The sequence below is a fragment of the Rhodococcus sp. H29-C3 genome (assembly GCF_030063405.1).
Lineage (GTDB): Bacteria > Actinomycetota > Actinomycetes > Mycobacteriales > Mycobacteriaceae > Rhodococcoides.
Window position 1 is genome coordinate 393,264 of the sequence record NZ_JASITC010000002.1, and the last position, 16,485, is coordinate 409,748.

At 63.9% G+C, this 16,485-nt stretch carries 19 protein-coding genes; 11 read left to right on the top strand and 8 right to left on the bottom strand.

The annotated features are described in order from the left end of the window. Positions 1-107 precede the first annotated feature (107 nt). From QMK32_RS05925 to QMK32_RS05940, 4 genes are all read left to right on the top strand, one after another. Positions 108-674, top strand: a complete 567-nt coding sequence (locus tag QMK32_RS05925) for a histidine phosphatase family protein (protein ID WP_283473655.1) — start codon at positions 108-110, stop codon at positions 672-674. 92 nt (positions 675-766) lie between these two features. Then, the gene (locus tag QMK32_RS05930; protein WP_269301881.1) at positions 767-1,069 is read left to right on the top strand and encodes a PE domain-containing protein; all 303 of its coding nucleotides are present in this window, start codon (positions 767-769) and stop codon (positions 1,067-1,069) included. Positions 1,070-1,124: 55 nt separating this feature from the next. Further along, on the top strand, positions 1,125-2,390 hold the full coding sequence (locus QMK32_RS05935; RefSeq protein WP_283473657.1) for a PPE domain-containing protein: 1,266 nt from the start codon (positions 1,125-1,127) through the stop codon (positions 2,388-2,390). Continuing rightward, a complete protein-coding gene (locus tag QMK32_RS05940; RefSeq protein ID WP_283473660.1) occupies positions 2,375-3,202 on the top strand; it encodes an ESX secretion-associated protein EspG in 828 nt (275 codons plus the stop codon). The genes QMK32_RS05935 and QMK32_RS05940 overlap by 16 nt, the downstream gene beginning before the upstream one ends. 9 nt (positions 3,203-3,211) lie before the next feature. Here the strand turns inward: QMK32_RS05940 and QMK32_RS05945 are convergent, their stop codons facing one another. The 3 genes from QMK32_RS05945 to QMK32_RS05955 are packed head-to-tail and all read right to left on the bottom strand — an operon-like array spanning position 3,212 to position 5,551. Continuing rightward, on the bottom strand, positions 3,212-3,877 hold the full coding sequence (locus tag QMK32_RS05945; RefSeq protein ID WP_269301884.1) for a histidine phosphatase family protein: 666 nt from the start codon (positions 3,875-3,877) through the stop codon (positions 3,212-3,214). Continuing rightward, positions 3,874-4,803 (bottom strand): prephenate dehydratase, encoded by a 930-nt coding sequence (gene pheA / locus QMK32_RS05950; protein WP_283473662.1) that lies wholly within the window; start codon positions 4,801-4,803, stop codon positions 3,874-3,876. The genes QMK32_RS05945 and pheA overlap by 4 nt, the downstream gene beginning before the upstream one ends. A gap of 40 nt (positions 4,804-4,843) precedes the next feature. Continuing rightward, entirely contained in the window at positions 4,844-5,551 is a 708-nt protein-coding gene (locus tag QMK32_RS05955; protein WP_283473663.1) for a hypothetical protein, read from the bottom strand. A gap of 106 nt (positions 5,552-5,657) precedes the next feature. Here QMK32_RS05955 and QMK32_RS05960 point away from each other — a divergent pair, with 106 nt between their 5' ends. The 4 genes from QMK32_RS05960 (at position 5,658) to QMK32_RS05975 (ending at position 9,339) form a co-directional block, all read left to right on the top strand. After that, the gene (locus QMK32_RS05960) at positions 5,658-6,425 is read left to right on the top strand and encodes a DUF2470 domain-containing protein (protein ID WP_283473664.1); all 768 of its coding nucleotides are present in this window, start codon (positions 5,658-5,660) and stop codon (positions 6,423-6,425) included. Positions 6,426-6,455: 30 nt separating this feature from the next. Next, positions 6,456-7,262 (top strand): CPBP family intramembrane glutamic endopeptidase, encoded by an 807-nt coding sequence (locus QMK32_RS05965; RefSeq protein WP_502943536.1) that lies wholly within the window; start codon positions 6,456-6,458, stop codon positions 7,260-7,262. Positions 7,263-7,431: 169 nt separating this feature from the next. Continuing rightward, positions 7,432-8,622: an LCP family protein gene (locus tag QMK32_RS05970; RefSeq protein WP_283473986.1), complete on the top strand. Its 1,191-nt coding sequence runs from the start codon at positions 7,432-7,434 to the stop codon at positions 8,620-8,622. 162 nt (positions 8,623-8,784) lie between these two features. Further along, positions 8,785-9,339 carry a ferritin gene (locus tag QMK32_RS05975; protein ID WP_283473665.1) on the top strand — a complete coding sequence of 185 codons (555 nt, stop codon included), beginning with the start codon at positions 8,785-8,787 and terminating at the stop codon, positions 9,337-9,339. A gap of 90 nt (positions 9,340-9,429) precedes the next feature. Here QMK32_RS05975 and QMK32_RS05980 read toward each other — a convergent pair whose 3' ends face one another. The 4 genes from QMK32_RS05980 to QMK32_RS05995 form a co-directional block, all read right to left on the bottom strand. Next, the gene (locus QMK32_RS05980) at positions 9,430-10,341 is read right to left on the bottom strand and encodes a DUF5926 family protein (RefSeq protein ID WP_283473666.1); all 912 of its coding nucleotides are present in this window, start codon (positions 10,339-10,341) and stop codon (positions 9,430-9,432) included. Between the two features lie 152 nt (positions 10,342-10,493). Further along, positions 10,494-11,261: a glycerophosphodiester phosphodiesterase gene (locus tag QMK32_RS05985; RefSeq protein WP_269301890.1), complete on the bottom strand. Its 768-nt coding sequence runs from the start codon at positions 11,259-11,261 to the stop codon at positions 10,494-10,496. Next, positions 11,258-11,995 carry a DUF4328 domain-containing protein gene (locus QMK32_RS05990; RefSeq protein ID WP_283473667.1) on the bottom strand — a complete coding sequence of 246 codons (738 nt, stop codon included), beginning with the start codon at positions 11,993-11,995 and terminating at the stop codon, positions 11,258-11,260. The genes QMK32_RS05985 and QMK32_RS05990 overlap by 4 nt, the downstream gene beginning before the upstream one ends. 260 nt (positions 11,996-12,255) lie before the next feature. After that, the gene (locus QMK32_RS05995) at positions 12,256-12,600 is read right to left on the bottom strand and encodes a rhodanese-like domain-containing protein (protein ID WP_283473668.1); all 345 of its coding nucleotides are present in this window, start codon (positions 12,598-12,600) and stop codon (positions 12,256-12,258) included. A gap of 188 nt (positions 12,601-12,788) precedes the next feature. Here QMK32_RS05995 and QMK32_RS06000 point away from each other — a divergent pair, with 188 nt between their 5' ends. Beyond that, entirely contained in the window at positions 12,789-13,730 is a 942-nt protein-coding gene (locus tag QMK32_RS06000) for an LLM class F420-dependent oxidoreductase (RefSeq protein WP_283473669.1), read from the top strand. Here QMK32_RS06000 and QMK32_RS06005 read toward each other — a convergent pair. Further along, positions 13,714-14,775 (bottom strand): acyltransferase family protein, encoded by a 1,062-nt coding sequence (locus QMK32_RS06005; protein WP_283473987.1) that lies wholly within the window; start codon positions 14,773-14,775, stop codon positions 13,714-13,716. The genes QMK32_RS06000 and QMK32_RS06005 overlap by 17 nt on opposite strands. A 330-nt stretch (positions 14,776-15,105) precedes the next feature. Here QMK32_RS06005 and QMK32_RS06010 point away from each other — a divergent pair, with 330 nt between their 5' ends. Both QMK32_RS06010 and QMK32_RS06015 read left to right on the top strand, forming a co-directional pair. Next, positions 15,106-15,729, top strand: coding sequence for a superoxide dismutase (locus tag QMK32_RS06010; RefSeq protein WP_136170502.1), 624 nt, complete (start codon positions 15,106-15,108; stop codon positions 15,727-15,729). 216 nt (positions 15,730-15,945) lie between these two features. Further along, the gene (locus QMK32_RS06015) at positions 15,946-16,473 is read left to right on the top strand and encodes a peptidase (RefSeq protein WP_269301895.1); all 528 of its coding nucleotides are present in this window, start codon (positions 15,946-15,948) and stop codon (positions 16,471-16,473) included. Positions 16,474-16,485 lie beyond the last annotated feature (12 nt).

Below are 16,485 nucleotides of genomic sequence, written 5' to 3' on the forward strand. Positions count from 1 at the left end.
GAATTGCCTGCACACATCGCGCTTACCCGCGAACTCTGGCACCGATCTCAGCCCGGTGTCAATCGGAACCAGGGTGCGATGAGCCCATGATTGGAGAGGAGCGCTCGATGCCGTCGACAGTGACGCGGCTCTCGCTGGTCAGCCATGGCACGACCGAGGCGATGCGTCGCGCCAGGTTCCATTCGGACGAACCGGTCGATTCGGGCGGACTGAAGCGGCTGGAGGGACTCACGTTCGACTCGGATGCCGAGATGATCATGATCGCCCCGGAGCGGCGAACTCGACAGACTGCGGCGATACTCGGCCTACAGGGAGCCATCGTCGCCGACCTCGCCGACCTCGATATCGGCGAGTGGACCGGCCGAACGATGGATGACCTCGACGAGTCAGAGCTGGTGGGGTGGCTCACCGACACCTCCACCGTCCCACCGGGTGGTGAATCGATCGACGCACTGTTCGACCGCGTCGGGCAATGGATGAACAGGGTGGCGACCGAGCGGCGTCGACTGCTGGCGGTCACGCATCCTGCTGTCGTCCGCGCCGTCGTCGTCAGAGCACTCGACGCGCCGTCGGCCTCGTTCTGGCGTGTGGACATCCCACCCGCGACGGTGACGAATCTGAACTTCCGAGGTGGGCGATGGACCCTTCGGTCTGCGGCAGAAAAAATCACCTGAGCTTTTTTGCGCGGAGTGGAACCGATTGCGCAGTGCCGTCGTCAAAGTTCTACGAGAGCGAAATTTTCGCTGCGTGACGAAGGAGTGGGGTTATGCCAGGAAATGTGCGCGTCGACCCGGTTGCCCTCGAGACCGCCGCTGCCGAGTTGGATGCCCTGGCAGCTCGGCTCCAGACGAGTCTGACGGCCGTGTCGGTGCCCATCGAGATCACACCTGCCGGCAGCGAGGAAGTCTCACTGCTCGCCAATCGCTACTTCCTTCGCGCTGCGGGTTCGTTCACTCCGGCCGCCACCGACGCGATCAGCGAACTGATCGAGGCCGCTTCCGCACTGCGAGCACAGGCGTCCGCGTACCGAGATGTCGACTTCGAACACGGTCGGGCACTGACAATCTGAAGAGCTGACTATCCACGAGCACTGACGGGGCTGGGTAAATGACGGGGGAGATGTTGTGACACTGGGAGTAACGGGGGTCGTGTGGCTACCACGCACCGCGACAGTCAATTCAGCGGCGTTGCTGCTGGGAACCGGTCCGGCCCCACTGATCGGTGCCGCGGGCGCGTGGGGGTCGGTTGCGGCTGCCTATACCGACGCATCGATCACAGTGGGTCGGGTCATGGCTGTTCTCGCGGCCGGCTGGGAAGGCGAGGCGGCCAATGCCGCCCAGGCTCGCTTCGGCGGATTTTTGGCGTGGACGCAAGGTACTGCCACGCGTGCCACCGAGATCAGCGGACACGCTCTCGCCGAGGCTGCGGCCTATACGACTGCGGTCGCTGCGATGCCGAATCCGGTCGAGATAGCTGCTGTGAAATCCGCCAAGGTTGCCGCGTACAGCTCTGGTGGCGCATTGAACGGCAGCGCCGAAGCGCTCGAGATGACGGACCGCACGCTCGACGTTCGGGCTGCGCTCGTCATGGACGCCTACGAAGCTGCGACGACGCCGCTGGCCATGACGGTCTCGTTCGATCGGCCGCCCGAGATCGTCAATGACACTTCTGGTGGTTCCTCCGGGCCCGACGGCAGTATCGCCAGGGGCACCTCGTACGAGGAAACGACAGCCTTCGGGTTCAGCGCCCACACCTCACCCGCGCAGGCGGTCATCGCAGCAGCCACAGCAGCAGTTCAGAATCCTGCGTTGGCGGCTGCCGCGGGTCAGGTGGCCAGCTCTGCAGGCTCGATCGCCGGCTCGAGTGTCACCACCGTTGCTTCCGCGGCCACAAACGTCGGCGGATCCGCGGTGTCGACGTTCATGAACTCACAGAACCCTTCGCAGGGCTCGGCGGGATCACCGCTCGCGGCTGCAGGCAGAGCCGATGCTGGAGCACTGGGTTCGGCGGCAACGCGAGCAATGTCCTTCGGGTCCATCGGTTCCACCGGATCAGCGGGCACCGGCGGGGTCGGTTTCGGCCGGGTGTCGGGCGGTCTCGGTAGCACCGCTTTCGGGGCTCCCAACGGACCGGGGGGCGCGTCCTCGGTGGCAGGCAGTGAGCGCGTTCTGGCAGGCGCCAATGGCTCGGGTGTGTTCGGGGCGGGCGCGAACGATGCTGCAGCCACGGCCCGTGGTGCCGGTGGGCCGGCATCGACGGCCGGGGCCCAGGGTGACGAAGACGAAGAGCACCGGACGCCTGGTTATCTGAAGCAATTCGAGCACTTCGGTGACGGCCGCACGGTTGCACCGTCGGTCATCGGCGCGGAACCGACATGGAACGATCGTTGATCGACTTGGGGACTCGACCTCTCGGCCACACCGTTCCCTCCGCCGAGCTCGATGCCGATCGGATGGACTACCTCGTCGAGGCCCTCGGAATCGTCGAGCTACCGGTAGTGCTGGACGTATTCCCGCGGTTCGATGGGGCTGCTGAGCGAGCGGCCGCACTTCGGCGTGGGTTCGACTGCCTCGATCACGACGGATTGTTGCCCGACGGGCGCGTTCATCCCGACCTCGAGATGTGGTTGCGTGTTCTGGATCGGCCGCGGTGGTTCATCGCTGCGCGACTGATCAACAGACCCTTCACCAGCGATTCTTCGATGACCCGGATCGCTTTGGCGTCCAACGAGAGCGGTTCGGTTCTCGCTGTGGCTTCGGGTGGGTGGCTCCGCCTACGTGCTTCGGTCGGGGATCCGGCGCAGGAACTGCTCAATGCACTCGGAGTGAGAAGGCCGTTCGAGTTTCACGGAATCGCCGCGGAGACAGATCTTCTGGCGGAGGCGCTCGACGGCGCACCGACCGATCGCGTCGCCACCTCGGCGAGACTCTCCCACATCGGAATCGAGGACTCGGCAGCTGCCGACGTCGCCGCAGCCATGAGCACATGCTCGGCCCACGCCGAGATCACCTCGGTCACAGTCGGTTCCGGAACCCGGACCGTCGGGAAGAATCCGGTCGCATTCTTCGACACTCGGCGTGGCCGGATCGTGGCAACATCGTCCATGGCGGCAGACGGTCGACAGTGGACGTCGTTGTCGCCTGGTTCGGATGGACGCGTGCGATCTGCGATCGAGGAGCTCATCACAGGCGCGGCCGGCTGATCGGCGCGGTCAGCTGATCGGATCGTCGAGCGTGTGGCTGCCTTTGCCTTGAAATGGCAGAACGAAGGTCCCCCAGCGGACACATGCCCAGCCGCCGCTGGCAAGTGGTACGAGCTCGACGGTCCCGGTGTTGTCGAGGTGGTTGTCCGCGGCGAATGCGCCGTCCACGCCGCCCAATACGCCACCGACCAGCCTGATGGCGGCACCGTGACCGACCACCACCACATCGCGTGGATCATCCTCGAACAGGTACTGCTCGCGTAGTTGCTCGAGGACCGGCACGTAGCGGTCGAGAACGCTGCGGCCGGTCTCGCCGCCCGGCACCTGTGCGTCGAGATCGCCGCGGTGCCATGCGCCGTAGACGGCGGTGAACCCGTCGTGCGCTTCCTTGTCGGTGCGATCTTCCCAATCGCCTGCGGACGCTTCCTGCAGGCCATCACGCTCGAGCATCATCGAAGACGTGGCAAGCGCTATATGTTCGGCGGTTTGCCGTGCGCGAAGCGCAACAGAGGACACGAGCACCGCGGGCGGCCTCCCGGCTATGGACTGCCCGTATTTCCTCGCCTGCTCATGACCGACATCAGTGAGGGCGGCCCCGGGCGGCCGCGTGTCCAACCTCTTGGCTACGTTGCCGAAGGTCTGGCCATGTCGGACGAGGATCAGCTTGCCCGTCATCTGTCCCCTTTTCCGGCGCGCAATCCCGCCAACCACTCGATCTCTCTATCCAACGACGGGGGCGTCCTTCCTGTTCCCGTCGCGACAGGCCAAGATCCGAGGTATCGAAGTTCCATCTTGCGATGCAGCGCTCCGAGAGCTTCGGACACGGCAGGATCGTCGATGTGACCGACGCAATCGACGTAGAACCGGTAGGTCCCGAATTCGGTTCGGGTGGGCCGTGATTCGATTCTTGTGAGGTCGATGTCGCGGATCCCGAACTCGGACAGTGCACCGAGCAGAGCACCAGGCTGATTGTCCGGCATCAACACCACCGCGGTGCGGTCCGCTCCGGTGGGGGCGAGCGCAGGACGTGGGGCTCCGACGAGGACGAACCGAGTGCGCGCATTGCCGACATCGGCGACACCGTGGGCCAATGCCGGAAGTCCGAGGCGCTCACCCGCGAGGACCGTCGACACTGCGGCATCCGCGAGTCCTGCAGCGACGTCCTCGGCGGCGCCGGCGTTGGACGAGGCGAAGTGCACCTCCACGCCAGGGAGGTTCGCGTCGAGCCATTGCCGAATCTGGTTTGCAGCAATGGGATACGCGCGGATTGTTCGAACCTCGGCCAGCGTCATGCCGGGTGCACCGAGGATCGAGAAGGCTACCTCGATCTCGGTCTCGGCGAGAATCTGCAATCTCGTTCCGACGGCGAGGGCGTCCAGAGTCGGCGGAACCGACCCCTCGACCGAGCTCTCGATCGGCACGACGGCTGCCACCACACCGCCGTCGCGAACCGCCTGCAACGTCGATGGCGGGCTCGTCATCGGAACTCGTTGGACCTCTCCGGTGAGTCCGAGTTCGTCGAGAACGCCGAGTGATGTGAATTGACCGAGGGCCATCTCGGTGAATGTTCCCGATGGACCGAAGTACGCGATTGCAGGCACGGTCCGAGGCTACTGGGTCCGCTGAAACGCGTCAGACCAATCAGTCTGCAAGAAGGCCGGCGGCGAGAAGGACTGCGTGCGCGCCGACCGCGTCGTCCACTTCGATGCCGAGCAACACCGTTCGCACTGCTTCGGCCGCCTCCGGTCGTAGCGCGATCAGAGCACCGACGTCGGGTTCGGCCAGAGCTCGCAGTATGTCGTCGCCCCGAAGTGCGGCGACGGTGGCCGCGAGGATCGCGAGCACCTCTTCGCCCGATTGTGCGCGAGCGGAGAATCCGACTTCGGCGTGCGCGACCACCGCCAGGACATCCGCGATCCGACGCGGAGATTCCCACGCTCCGAACCCAGGAGTGCGATGCGCGTCGACGATTGCTGTCACCGTCTCCATGACGTCGCCCTCGGTCACATCAGGAAACACCACCAGCGGCGACGGCAGCCGCAGCGACGTGGCTTCCGCGAGCGTGTCCTCGCGCACGTTCACGTGGTACCTGACCACCTCGTACGACGCATGTCGGTTCTTCCGAAGATCGTCCGGATCGATGTCGAGTTCGACGACGATCCGACCGAAGTTCTGCTCGGTTCGCACCGAAGCCAGGACCGAGGCGTCGATGACCGGGGGTCCGGTGGTGACGGCGTCGGGACAGCCCGAGGCTTCAGCGGCGGTGCGGCATCGCTGCTGCAGCAGCCCGGCGACGAGCGCCTGCGGATCGGGCCGGTGGGGCGCACCCAGGGTGAGTGGAATGGACACCGTTACACGGTAGACCGGGGAAATTCGCGCCGAACACTTGCGATCAAGGCAAGCGTCAACTAACTTAGGTTTGCCTCACCTACTAGGCATCGCATCGGAGGAAGTCATGATCGGCGCAACCACCACCGGACCGTCTACCGCTGAACGAGTCCGCAGCGCCTGCGCGCGTGCGGAAGGTGCAAGGCTGGCGATCGAGGGAAGCGAACCTGTAGTCACCCTGCTTCATCACTTGCGCTCGAACGGCGAAGTGATAGTTGCGGTAACGGAGGATTCGGAAGTAGCCACACTCGCCTGCCGACCTTCCGGCGCCGGAGTGCCCGCAGTCCTCGAGCTGACCGATCATGCACCGCTGGAGCTCCGCGAATCGGTCCGGTCACTGGTGTGGCTACGCGGGGAGCTTCGACCCGTGCCCGCCTCGCTCATGCGGCCGATGGCCGGCGCCGTAGCCGCCGAACACCCGCACCCGGCCTTGCTCGACATCGGCCACGGAACGATCCTTCTCCGCCTGATCCTGTCGTCTTCGGTGGTCGCCGACAACACCGGTGCCGAACCCGTCGACGTCGAACACCTCCTCGCCGCCGAGCCCGACCCCTTCTGGGAGATGGAGACGAGCTGGCTGCAGCACCTCGACATCGACCATCCCGAGCTCATCGATCAGCTGGCCAGAAGACTGCCGCCATCGCTCCGTCGGGGCCGAATCCGGCCGCTCGGGATCGATCGGTACGGGATCAGCCTGCGCATCGAGAGCGACCACGGCGACAACGACGTTCGGTTGCCTTTCGGCCAGCCCGTCGACGACAGCATGGCGTTGAGCCGTGCTCTCCGAGTACTCGCCGGATGCCCATTTCTGAACGGGCTGCGAGCTCGTAGCTGAGAACACCGGTCGGCAGGGCACACTCGTTATGTGATCGCCCTCAAAGGCTGGCTGTCGCCACCCACGCCTGACACCGGCCCACCACCGGACCCGACCGAGCGACGAGCAATCAAGATCGAGATTGCGATCGTTCTACTGGTCACGTTCGGGCTCAGCGGACTGAGCAGCATCCTCTCGCTCGTCGAGGACGCAATGGTCGCGGGCAGCCTGTCGGAACAAACCGTCGCGCTGAACACCTCGAGTTCGAGCCTCGGGATCATCGATCTGCTCTACCAGCTTCTACGTATCCTCCGGCTCTGTGCCTGGGGCGCTCTCGGGATGTATCTGCTGTGGCGTGCGGGCCTGGGGCCTCGGCTCATCGGACTTGCGAAGCCACGGTGGAAAAGCGATGCCTTACCCGGCCTCGGTCTGGCCGCGCTGATCGGCATCCCCGGACTGCTGCTCTACCTCGTCGCCAACGCCCTCGGGCTCAATCTCACTGTCGTGCCGAGCACCATAGACGATCATTGGTGGCGAATCCCCGCTCTCGTCGCTTACGCATTCGCCAACTCGGCCGCCGAAGAAATCATCGTGGTCGCGTATCTGATCTCCCGGCTGCGACGCCTCGGATTCAGCGAGAATTCGTCATTGCTCGCATCGGCGCTACTACGCGGGTCCTATCACCTCTACCAGGGCCTCGGGGGCGGCATCGGCAACCTGGCCATGGGCCTCGTCTTCGGAAGGTACTGGCAGAAGACCAGCCGACTATGGCCGCTGCTCATCGCGCATGCACTCATCGACATCGTCGCGTTCGTCGGTTACACCGCCTTGCGTGGCCACCTCACGTGGCTGCCGTAGGTAGAGTCGATCCGTGAACGACGACCAGCGAAACAGAGGGGCCCCTCGACAAGGCCCCCCTCCCGGCCACCGGCCGCCTCCCCCTGGTTATCGGCCACCACCCCAGAACCGGCAGCCGCCGCCCCAGAAGCGGCAGCCGCCACCGCCTCCACCCGAGGGCACGCAAGTCATCCGCCGGGACGGTCGGAAACAACAGCAGGCCTGGTCCCAGGCGCCCGAGCCCGGCACGGCGTCACGCCCACCGAATCCGACGCAGCATTCTCCGCGCGATCCAGGCTGGGCACCTCGCCAGACTCCACAGCCCTATACCGAACAGGGCTACGGCGCGGAACCACCACGACGAAGGACCCCGCCTCCCCCACAACGCTCACCCCGGCGTCCGGAGCCGGCAAAACCTCCACGTGTGCGCAAGAAGCGTCACCGGGGTCGACGGTTCGGCCTTGTCTTTCTCGTGTTGGCACTGCTGCTCGGCGGACTCGTCCACTTCGTCGACAGCTCACTGACCCGCGTGGACGCCCTGAGCAATTACGACGGCCGCGTCGCCGATACCCCAGGAACCAATTGGCTGCTCGTCGGGTCCGACAGCCGCGCCGGCATGACGCCCGAGCAGGAAGCTGCATTGGCGACGGGCGGTGAAGTAGGGCCGAGTCGGACCGACACGATCATTCTGATTCATATTTCCGAAGGCAGCGGCGCCACCACGATGGTCAGCTTGCCCCGTGACTCCTACGTCTCGGTACCGGGCAATGGACAGGACAAGCTCAACGCATCGTTCGCTTTGGGGGGCCCTCCGCTGCTGGTTCAGACCGTCGAGGGTGCCACCGGGGTACGCATCGACCACTACGCGGAGATCGGGTTCGGTGGTTTTGCTGGGATCGTCGACGCACTCGGCGGTGTCGACGTCTGTCTCCAGTCCGCCATCGACGATCCTCTGGCCGGCATCAGCCTGTCTGCAGGCTGCCAGGAGTTGGCCGGATCCGACGCTCTCGGCTTCGTGCGTTCACGCGCAACCGCACTCGCCGACATCGATCGAATGAACAATCAGCGTCAGTTCATGTCGGCGCTGCTCGCGAAGGCCACCAGTCCAGCTACCTATCTCAATCCACTGCGCATCTGGCCGTTGATGAAGGACACCGCCTCCTCGCTCAGCGTGGACGAGGGCGACCATTTCTGGAATCTGGCGTCGTTGGCATGGGCCATGCGCGGCGATCTCGTCACTACGACAGTTCCCGTCGCCGGGTTCGAAGACTCCGACGTCGGCAACGTCCTACTGTGGGACAACGATCGCGCATCCCAATTCTTCGACGCACTGGCACAGGACCGTCAGATCCCGCAGGACTTGCTGACAAGCGGTCCCTGACCACCTGGATCGACGGCGTACGCACGCCGACAAATCCCCGAAAAACCTCGAAAATCATGCAGTCGAAAGTAAAGAGTTAGGTAAATCTAATGTAGGCAACCGTGGCCTCAATAAGGCTGAGCTTGCATGACAATGCCCTCTGACCAGCCTATTCTCTACGACATGAGCGCTGACATCAAAGACACCACACATTCGAAATTCCACGCACTTCTGCGTGACCAGATCCGCAACGAATTCAACGCCTCGCACCAATACATTGCCACGGCAGTGTATTTCGACAATGCTGATCTCCCGCAGTTGGCCAAACACTTTTACGCACAGGCCGTAGAAGAGCGTAACCACGCGATGATGATCGTCCAGTACTTCCTCGACCGCGACATCACCGTCGAGCTCACCGGCGTGGATCCGTCGAAGTCCGTCTTCACCGATGCACGCGAGCCCATCGCGCTGGCCCTCGCACAGGAGGAGACCGTCACCGAGCAGATCATCCAGCTCGCGAGTACGGCCCGCGAAGAGGGCGACTACGTGGGCGAGCAGTTCATGCAGTGGTTCCTCAAGGAGCAGGTCGAAGAGGTTGCGAGCATGAAGACGCTGCTCAACATCGCTGACCGCGCAGGCCATAACCTGTTCGATCTGGAAGAATTCGTCGCCCGCGAGATGAGCAGTCCAACAGGACCGGACACCAGCGCGCCGCGATCTGCAGGCGGCTCGCTATAGAAACCTTCGACGCGCTCGACTGAATGTGGAAGCTATGCCCAACGGCATAGCTTCCACATTCAGTTTCAGCGCAATGGTTCGAGCGCGAAGTCAGCGCAGAGTTACCTGACGGCCACGAAGCCCATCGCGCGAGCGCAGCTGCTCGGACGTCAGAGGGCCGTCCACCGTGAGAGCCTCGTTCAACTTCTCACCGAATGTCACGGCCGGCAAAGACCACTCGGTCGGATGCATTTCAGGATCGAGATCGAACACCGGAACCAACAGGCCGTGCGCACGGAACGAACCGGCGTACCGCGAGCCTTCACCCAACGTGAGATCCCCTGCCGCATGCAGGCGGGCGAGCGCTAGCATCAGATCGTCCTCGCTCTCCGGACGAACCCACCGCAGATGCGCCTTGGCTCCCGCATCGACCCACCACGCAGCGACGAGACCGTCGCCCTCCAGACGCGCAGAAGGCATGATCGCCTGATTGGCGCGTTCCACCGTCGCAGCCACATCGGGCGCAGGCTCGAGGCCCTCCGGCAGCCACCAATTGAAATCCTGATACACGGTGATGTCCAGCTGCGCCGACGGGTCGAGAACCTCGGAGAGTGCAGGCGTGTTGCCGTCCGGTATCGACGCATCCAACGACTCACCCGGTGCGGCCTGCCGTGCCCACTCCAGAGCGCTCGCCAAATCGGCCGCAATATTGGGCGAATGTGCCTGTACCTGCAGTCCGACGAAACCATTCACCGCCGAATCCGATTCCCGGACCAACGCAGCAACCGCACCGGGGAGCACGGTCGCAATGGTGATCGTCCGACCGGACGCATCCACCGGCGCCACCGCCGTCGCAGACGGAACGAACTCACGCATCGCGACGAGATCGCACTCCGCGGCCACACCCTGGAACGGCCGAACCGGCGCCGCCTCCAGACTTGCGCGCTCGGCTTCGCGTGCAGCTATCAGCGCTGCACGATTACTGCCCTGTTTCGGGCCACTGTTTCTTTTGCTCTTACCCACGCCCGAAACCTACACGCCGAACCACTCTCGAGGTCACTCCGCAGGCTCCGCTCCTGAGCCATCGGGTCACTCCGCAGGCTCCGCTCCTGTTCTCACCTGGTCACTCCGCAGGCTCCGCTCCTGCCCCAGGGGTCACTCCGCAGGCTCCGCTCCTAGTAGGCGTCGAGCCACGCCCTCGTACGGCCAGGATTGTTCGTCGCGATCCAGCTGACACCCAGATCGCGGCACAGTTGAACGTCTTCCTTCTCCTCGACGGTCCAGCAGTACGTCGCGCGGCCGGATGCTGCAGCTCGATCGACGATCCACGGGCGCTCGCGCAAGCTCCTGATCGACGGCCCGATAGCCGTCGCGCCGACAGTCGTCGCTGCGCCGCCGCCGAGATAGAACGAGGACTCACCCAGCAGGACTGTGGGCAACATTGGCGCGAATCGGCGTACTCGCCATACCGCGGTAGGAGCGAACGACATGATGACCGCACGCGAGAAGTCCGCGGACGCTGGTTGGGCCAATCCGTAGCGATGCAACTCGGCGAGGACCTTGTTCTCGATGAGGCTGCCGTACCGCACTGGATGCTTCGTCTCGATGAACAGTTTGGTCGGCTTGCTCGTCCAGTCGAGGACCAGTTCGATCAGGTCGCTGAGAGTCAACAGCTCCGCCGACTCCGCGCCGTCGCCATAGTCGAATGCTTTGAGCGCCTCGAGGTGTAGTTCGCTGACCCGGCCCGATCCGGTGGATGTCCGGTCGACGCGGCGATCGTGGACGCAGACGATGTGGCCGTCACGAGTGAGCCTGACGTCGCACTCGAGGCCGTCGGCGCCTTCACGCAGGGCGAGGTCGTAGGCGGCGAGCGTGTGCTCCTTCTTCTCCGCCGACGCACCGCGATGCGCGACGACGAACGGGTCTCGACGGCTTTGACTCACCCGGTCGTCACTTTTTCATCACTTACCGCAGATTCGGATCCGGAGGGGCTGGGCGCAGGTTCCGTGCGGCCAACGGAGATGACCCATCGGGTCGGGGCTGCGCGGTCGGCCCCGCGGAGCCCCTGGCTGTCTATACCGCGGATGAGAAGCAGGGTCGAGAACGCTACGGCTGCGGCGACGACTGCCCCCACCGCGGACAGCAACACTCCGTCGGCCTCGGCTTGCAGGGTGTCGCGGAACCGCCACAGCGTAACGGTGAGTACGAGAACCCAATCGAGGACCCAGACTGCCCACCAGATGCGAACGAGCGTCAGAAGTTTCGTCCGTTCGATTCCGCCTCGAACCTCGACCAGTTCGGTCAGGTAGACGCCCGGCATCGCCAGGGACAGAATGGGGACGAGCGATCCCAGATACATCGTCGTCGCTCTTCGGGGGTCGCGGCTTCCCGCGCGGGCGAAATGTTCTCGACGGCGCACCACCAGCCAGGACACAACGGCGACCGCGGCCGAGACTCCGATGATTATCGAGGCAACTTCGGCGAACACCACCAGTGCGTCCGAGGCCACGAGGACTCTGGGGTTCACCAACCGTGTTCGGTTGTAGAGCAGGATTCCGTATCGAAACAATTCGGCGACGCATGCCAGTGCCAACAGGGCCATCGTCAGCGTCAGCAATCCGGCCGCCGATTCCGCCAATCGCTCACGCCGCGAGGGAACGTCCGACTTCTTCGGCACCGGATTGTCGATCAGCCCCCACCGGGGAATCTGCTCGTACCGGGGGGTAGCGGAGGCCGGAGACGCGACGGGCCTATGTACACGAGGAGATTTGCTTCTCGGCCGGCGCGCTACCCAGCGAAAATTTCGAACACCCTGAGCGGGGGCCTGCGTCGACACCGGAGAGAGCAGGACTCCGTGGCATCGAGGACACCACACCGCAGGTAGCGTCCCGACAGGCCATCGAGTGGCACATCGTGCGCAGACCTGAAATGCAGGCACTAGAGGATTCTCGCCTCGGCGCCGTCGTCGCGTACGACTGGGCGTCCCGCGGCGTGCCACGCGTCCATTCCACCATCGAGGTTGACCGCCTCGTAGCCGATGCGCGCAAGGTATTGGACCACCTGCATGGAGCGTCCACCTACCTTGCAGACGACGTACAGGTCGGCATTCTGATCGATCTCACCGAGCCGTGACGGGACTTGGTTCATGGGAATGTGAAGCGCTCCCGGTGCGTGACCGTGTTGCCATTCATCGTCTTCGCGGACATCGAGTAGCACGACCGAACCGGTCGTTTCCACTGGAAGTTCGGCGGCGGGCACAGAGGACAGATCCGAGGCTGACACTCTCCGATCTTGTCACGGGTCCCGCGAACACTGCCACCCCCGTGGATTCTTCGGGCCCGCAGCGCAGGTTATCCACAGTTTCCACAGGCTCATCCACAGAACAGCGGCCCGGTGCCGGTTTTTATACACAGACACCAACCTTCGGTCGGTAACACTCATTAGACGCCCGCGGCTTCTAGCATTGGGGCATGGCCACACCGACAGTTGAACTCCGCGTCTTCACCGAGCCACAGCAAGGTGCGTCGTACGACGACCTTCTCCGTGTGGCGCAAGCTTCGGAGAGCGCAGGATTCGGCGCCTTCTTCCGCTCGGACCACTACATGGCGATGAACTCCGACGGCCTCCCCGGACCGACGGATGCATGGATCACGTTGGCGGGAATTGCCCGAGAAACGTCGACGATCAGGCTCGGAACGCTGGTGACGTCGGCGACATTTCGCTACCCAGGTCCGTTGGCGATCAGCGTCGCCCAGGTAGATGCCATGAGCGGCGGGCGCGTCGACTTCGGTTTGGGTGCGGGGTGGTTCGAGGAGGAGCACAAGGCGTACGGCATTCCGTTTCCCTCACTCGGTGAGCGTTTCGACAAGCTCGAGGAGTCTCTGGCCGTCATCACCGGGCTGTGGGAAACGCCGTCGGGAGAGACGTTCTCGCACGACGGAAAGTACTACCCGATAGTCGATTCGCCTGCGCTACCGAAGCCGGTGCAGTCCCCCCGGCCGCCCATTCTCATCGGCGGGGGTGGCAAGAAGCGGACCCCGGCACTTGCCGCGAAGTATGCCGACGAGTTCAACATTCCGTTTGCTTCCCTCGCGGACACCGACGCGCAGTTCGGTCGGGTACGCGATGCTGCGTCGGCTGCGGGTCGGGACCCGAGTTCTTTGATCTATTCCAGCGCTCTCGTCCTGTGCTGCGGACGGACCGAAGTCGAGATCACACGACGTGCGGGGGTCATCGGGCGCGAGGTACCGGAGCTGCGGGAGAACGGCCTGGCGGGCAGCCCTGCCGAACTCGTCGACAAGATCGGTCGGTACCGCGAGCTCGGCGCCGGACGGGTATATCTCCAGATGCTGGATCTGAGCGATATCGACCACCTGGAGCTGGTGGCATCGGAGGTCATCCCACAGCTTTGACCGGAGCCCCACTGTTGATGCCGCTGCGGAAGCGCATGTTCAGCCATCGCGCCGCAGGAACCTCGACCCACCGGTAGACCCCTTCCGAAACGACGGCTGTCACGCCCAGAAAGACGATGACCGCGCCGGTGGGTCCGGTGAGCGGGACGACGTTCTCGTACACGCGATACAGGATCAGAGTGTGCACCAGATATATGGCGTAACTGCGCGTGCTCGTCCACCGCACGAGTTCCCAACGTGCGATTCGGCCGTCGTAGCGCCCGAGTAGAAGGACCGTGCCTGTCACCACGACGATGGTCCAGAGGTATTGATCCCCTGCCCAGTACGCGTGAATATCGGTCGCCAATCGCACCACCTCGGCCTGTGCGATAACGGCCACGACGACCCATCGCCACCCGATGATCTTCGCCCAACCCAGATAGATGATCTGCCCGAGGAACAGCGTCGGCAGAGTGGCCGCAATCTTGGACAACATCGGTACCGACCATGGCTGTGGGATGTAGAGGTTGTAGATCAGTACCACCGCGCACAGCACGGCTCCGGCAATCGGAACGACGACCGGCCGCGCCCGCAGGACATCTCTGGCCAGGACGCAATAGAGGTAGAACAGCAGCTGAACAGTCAGCGTCCAGGTGACCCCCAGCACCGCGACCTCGGGTTTCAGAAAGAAACCACCGAGAACGAAGCTGAGGACGGCTTCACCGTCGGTGATGCCGTCCTGACCACTGAACATTCCGTTGATTCCGAGCCGGACCAGAACGATCGCTGCCGCGACGGCCAACCACAACGCCGGTACCAGGCGCGCGAGCCGACTGACCATGAAGTCCCGACGGGATTGGCGCATCGCCGATCGGGTGACCAGCAGACCTGTCAACATCATGAAAGCGGCGACGCCGACGAAGGACAGGTGCTGGTTGAGCCCGGCCTCATCGATTGCCACGCGGGTGACGACGTCGATGACCCACCAGCCCTCGCCGCGGTCGTCGATCAGGTAGAACGAGACGTGGGAGTACAACACCGCCAGAACGGCCAGGAACCGAATCAGGTTCGCGCCGGTGAGTTCGACGCGCGGTGCGCGTACCTGTTCGGCGGTGGTGAGGGTGTCGGCATGCTTGCTCGACCTGCGCAAGGAGACCACGCGGGCAATCTTAGGTTCCCGTTCATCTGCTGGACGAATCGTGGAGCAAACCCGTGACCTCGCCGTGACCTGGAACTGTTGGCGCACACACCGGAATTTATTCCGAAAAGGGGTCCGCGATTACAACGGTTGCGCTAGGGGTACTAATGAGATTGGGTTGAAGCCTACGAATGATCCGAAGTAGGACGAGCGCGCCTGAACCACGGAAGGCGCGGCGTCGTTAGAGAAGGGAAACACGTGTCCGAGTACACACTGCCCGACCTTGATTTCGATTACTCCGCCCTCGAGCCCCATATCTCGGGCGAGATCAACGAATTGCACCACTCCAAGCACCACGCCGCGTACGTCGCAGGCGCCAACACCGCGATCGAGAAGTTGGCCGCGGCTCGTGAAGCCGAAGACCACGGCTCCATCTTCTTGTTCGAGAAGAACCTCGCGTTCCACCTCGGTGGCCACGTCAACCACTCCATCTGGTGGAAGAACCTGTCCCCTAACGGTGGCGACAAGCCCGAGGGCGAACTGGCCGCAGCACTGGACGACAAGTTCGGCTCGTTCGACAAGTTCCGCGCACAGTTCACCGCGGCAGCCAACGGCTTGCAGGGCTCCGGCTGGGCCGTCCTGGGGTACGACTCCCTCGGGAAGAACCTGCTCACCTTCCAGCTGTACGACCAGCAGGCCAACGTCCCGCTGGGCATCATCCCCCTGCTGCAGGTCGACATGTGGGAGCACGCCTTCTACTTGCAGTACAAGAACGTCAAGGCCGACTACGTCAAGGCCTTCTGGAACGTCGTGAACTGGGCCGACGTCCAGGCACGCTTCGAGGCAGCGACGTCGAAGACTCCGGGGCTTATTTTCCCGTAATTTTCGCCCGACCAAGTTTCCGCATGACTGGGCCATTCTCACCGATATCGCGGTGAGAATGGCCCAGTCGTGTTTTCCGGCAGTCCCGAGATCATTAGCACTCGCACCGTCTTGTGTGCCAGTGCGTTGGTGATCCATGCTTCTCCTACCCAACGTGGTGTACCTGGGCCCGCTCTGCCGAGCAGAGCGGCTGGAACGACCTTAGGGAGCTACGTGATGGACGATCGAGTGCTCATCGGTGTGTCTCCCTTTCATGCCGGCGGAGAGCTCCGCGGGTTCGTCGTCTCGGGCCGGTGGCCGGACACCACGAAGGAATGGGCTCAATTTCTCGTACTCGCGGTTCGTGTCGCCTCCATGCCCGGTCTGCTCGGAACGTCCACGGTCTTCGGCGTCCGCGAGGAGCTTCCAGACGACCCGGAGCCGGGAAGCATAGGTCTCGTCGTTGCCGAGGGACCGGTCATCGGCGAGATGGCCGTCACACCCGGCAGGTTTGCGCTGCACCAACCGTCGGCGCTTTTCATGCTGCACCCGCCGTCGGAAACCACTCCGACGCTTCCCGAATGCGCTGGAGCCGCGTCGGGTTGTGTGCTTCTTCCCGGCCTCCCACACCTCGGCCTCGAGCATCGCGCGGCCTGGGCCGAAGCAGAGTCCGACGGGACTGTCACCTCATTGGTGAGCAGGATCGGTCTCGACCCGATCAGCGATCCCGACACTGCAGTTTTGGCAATGCTTCTCGCCTCCTGACTACACCCACAC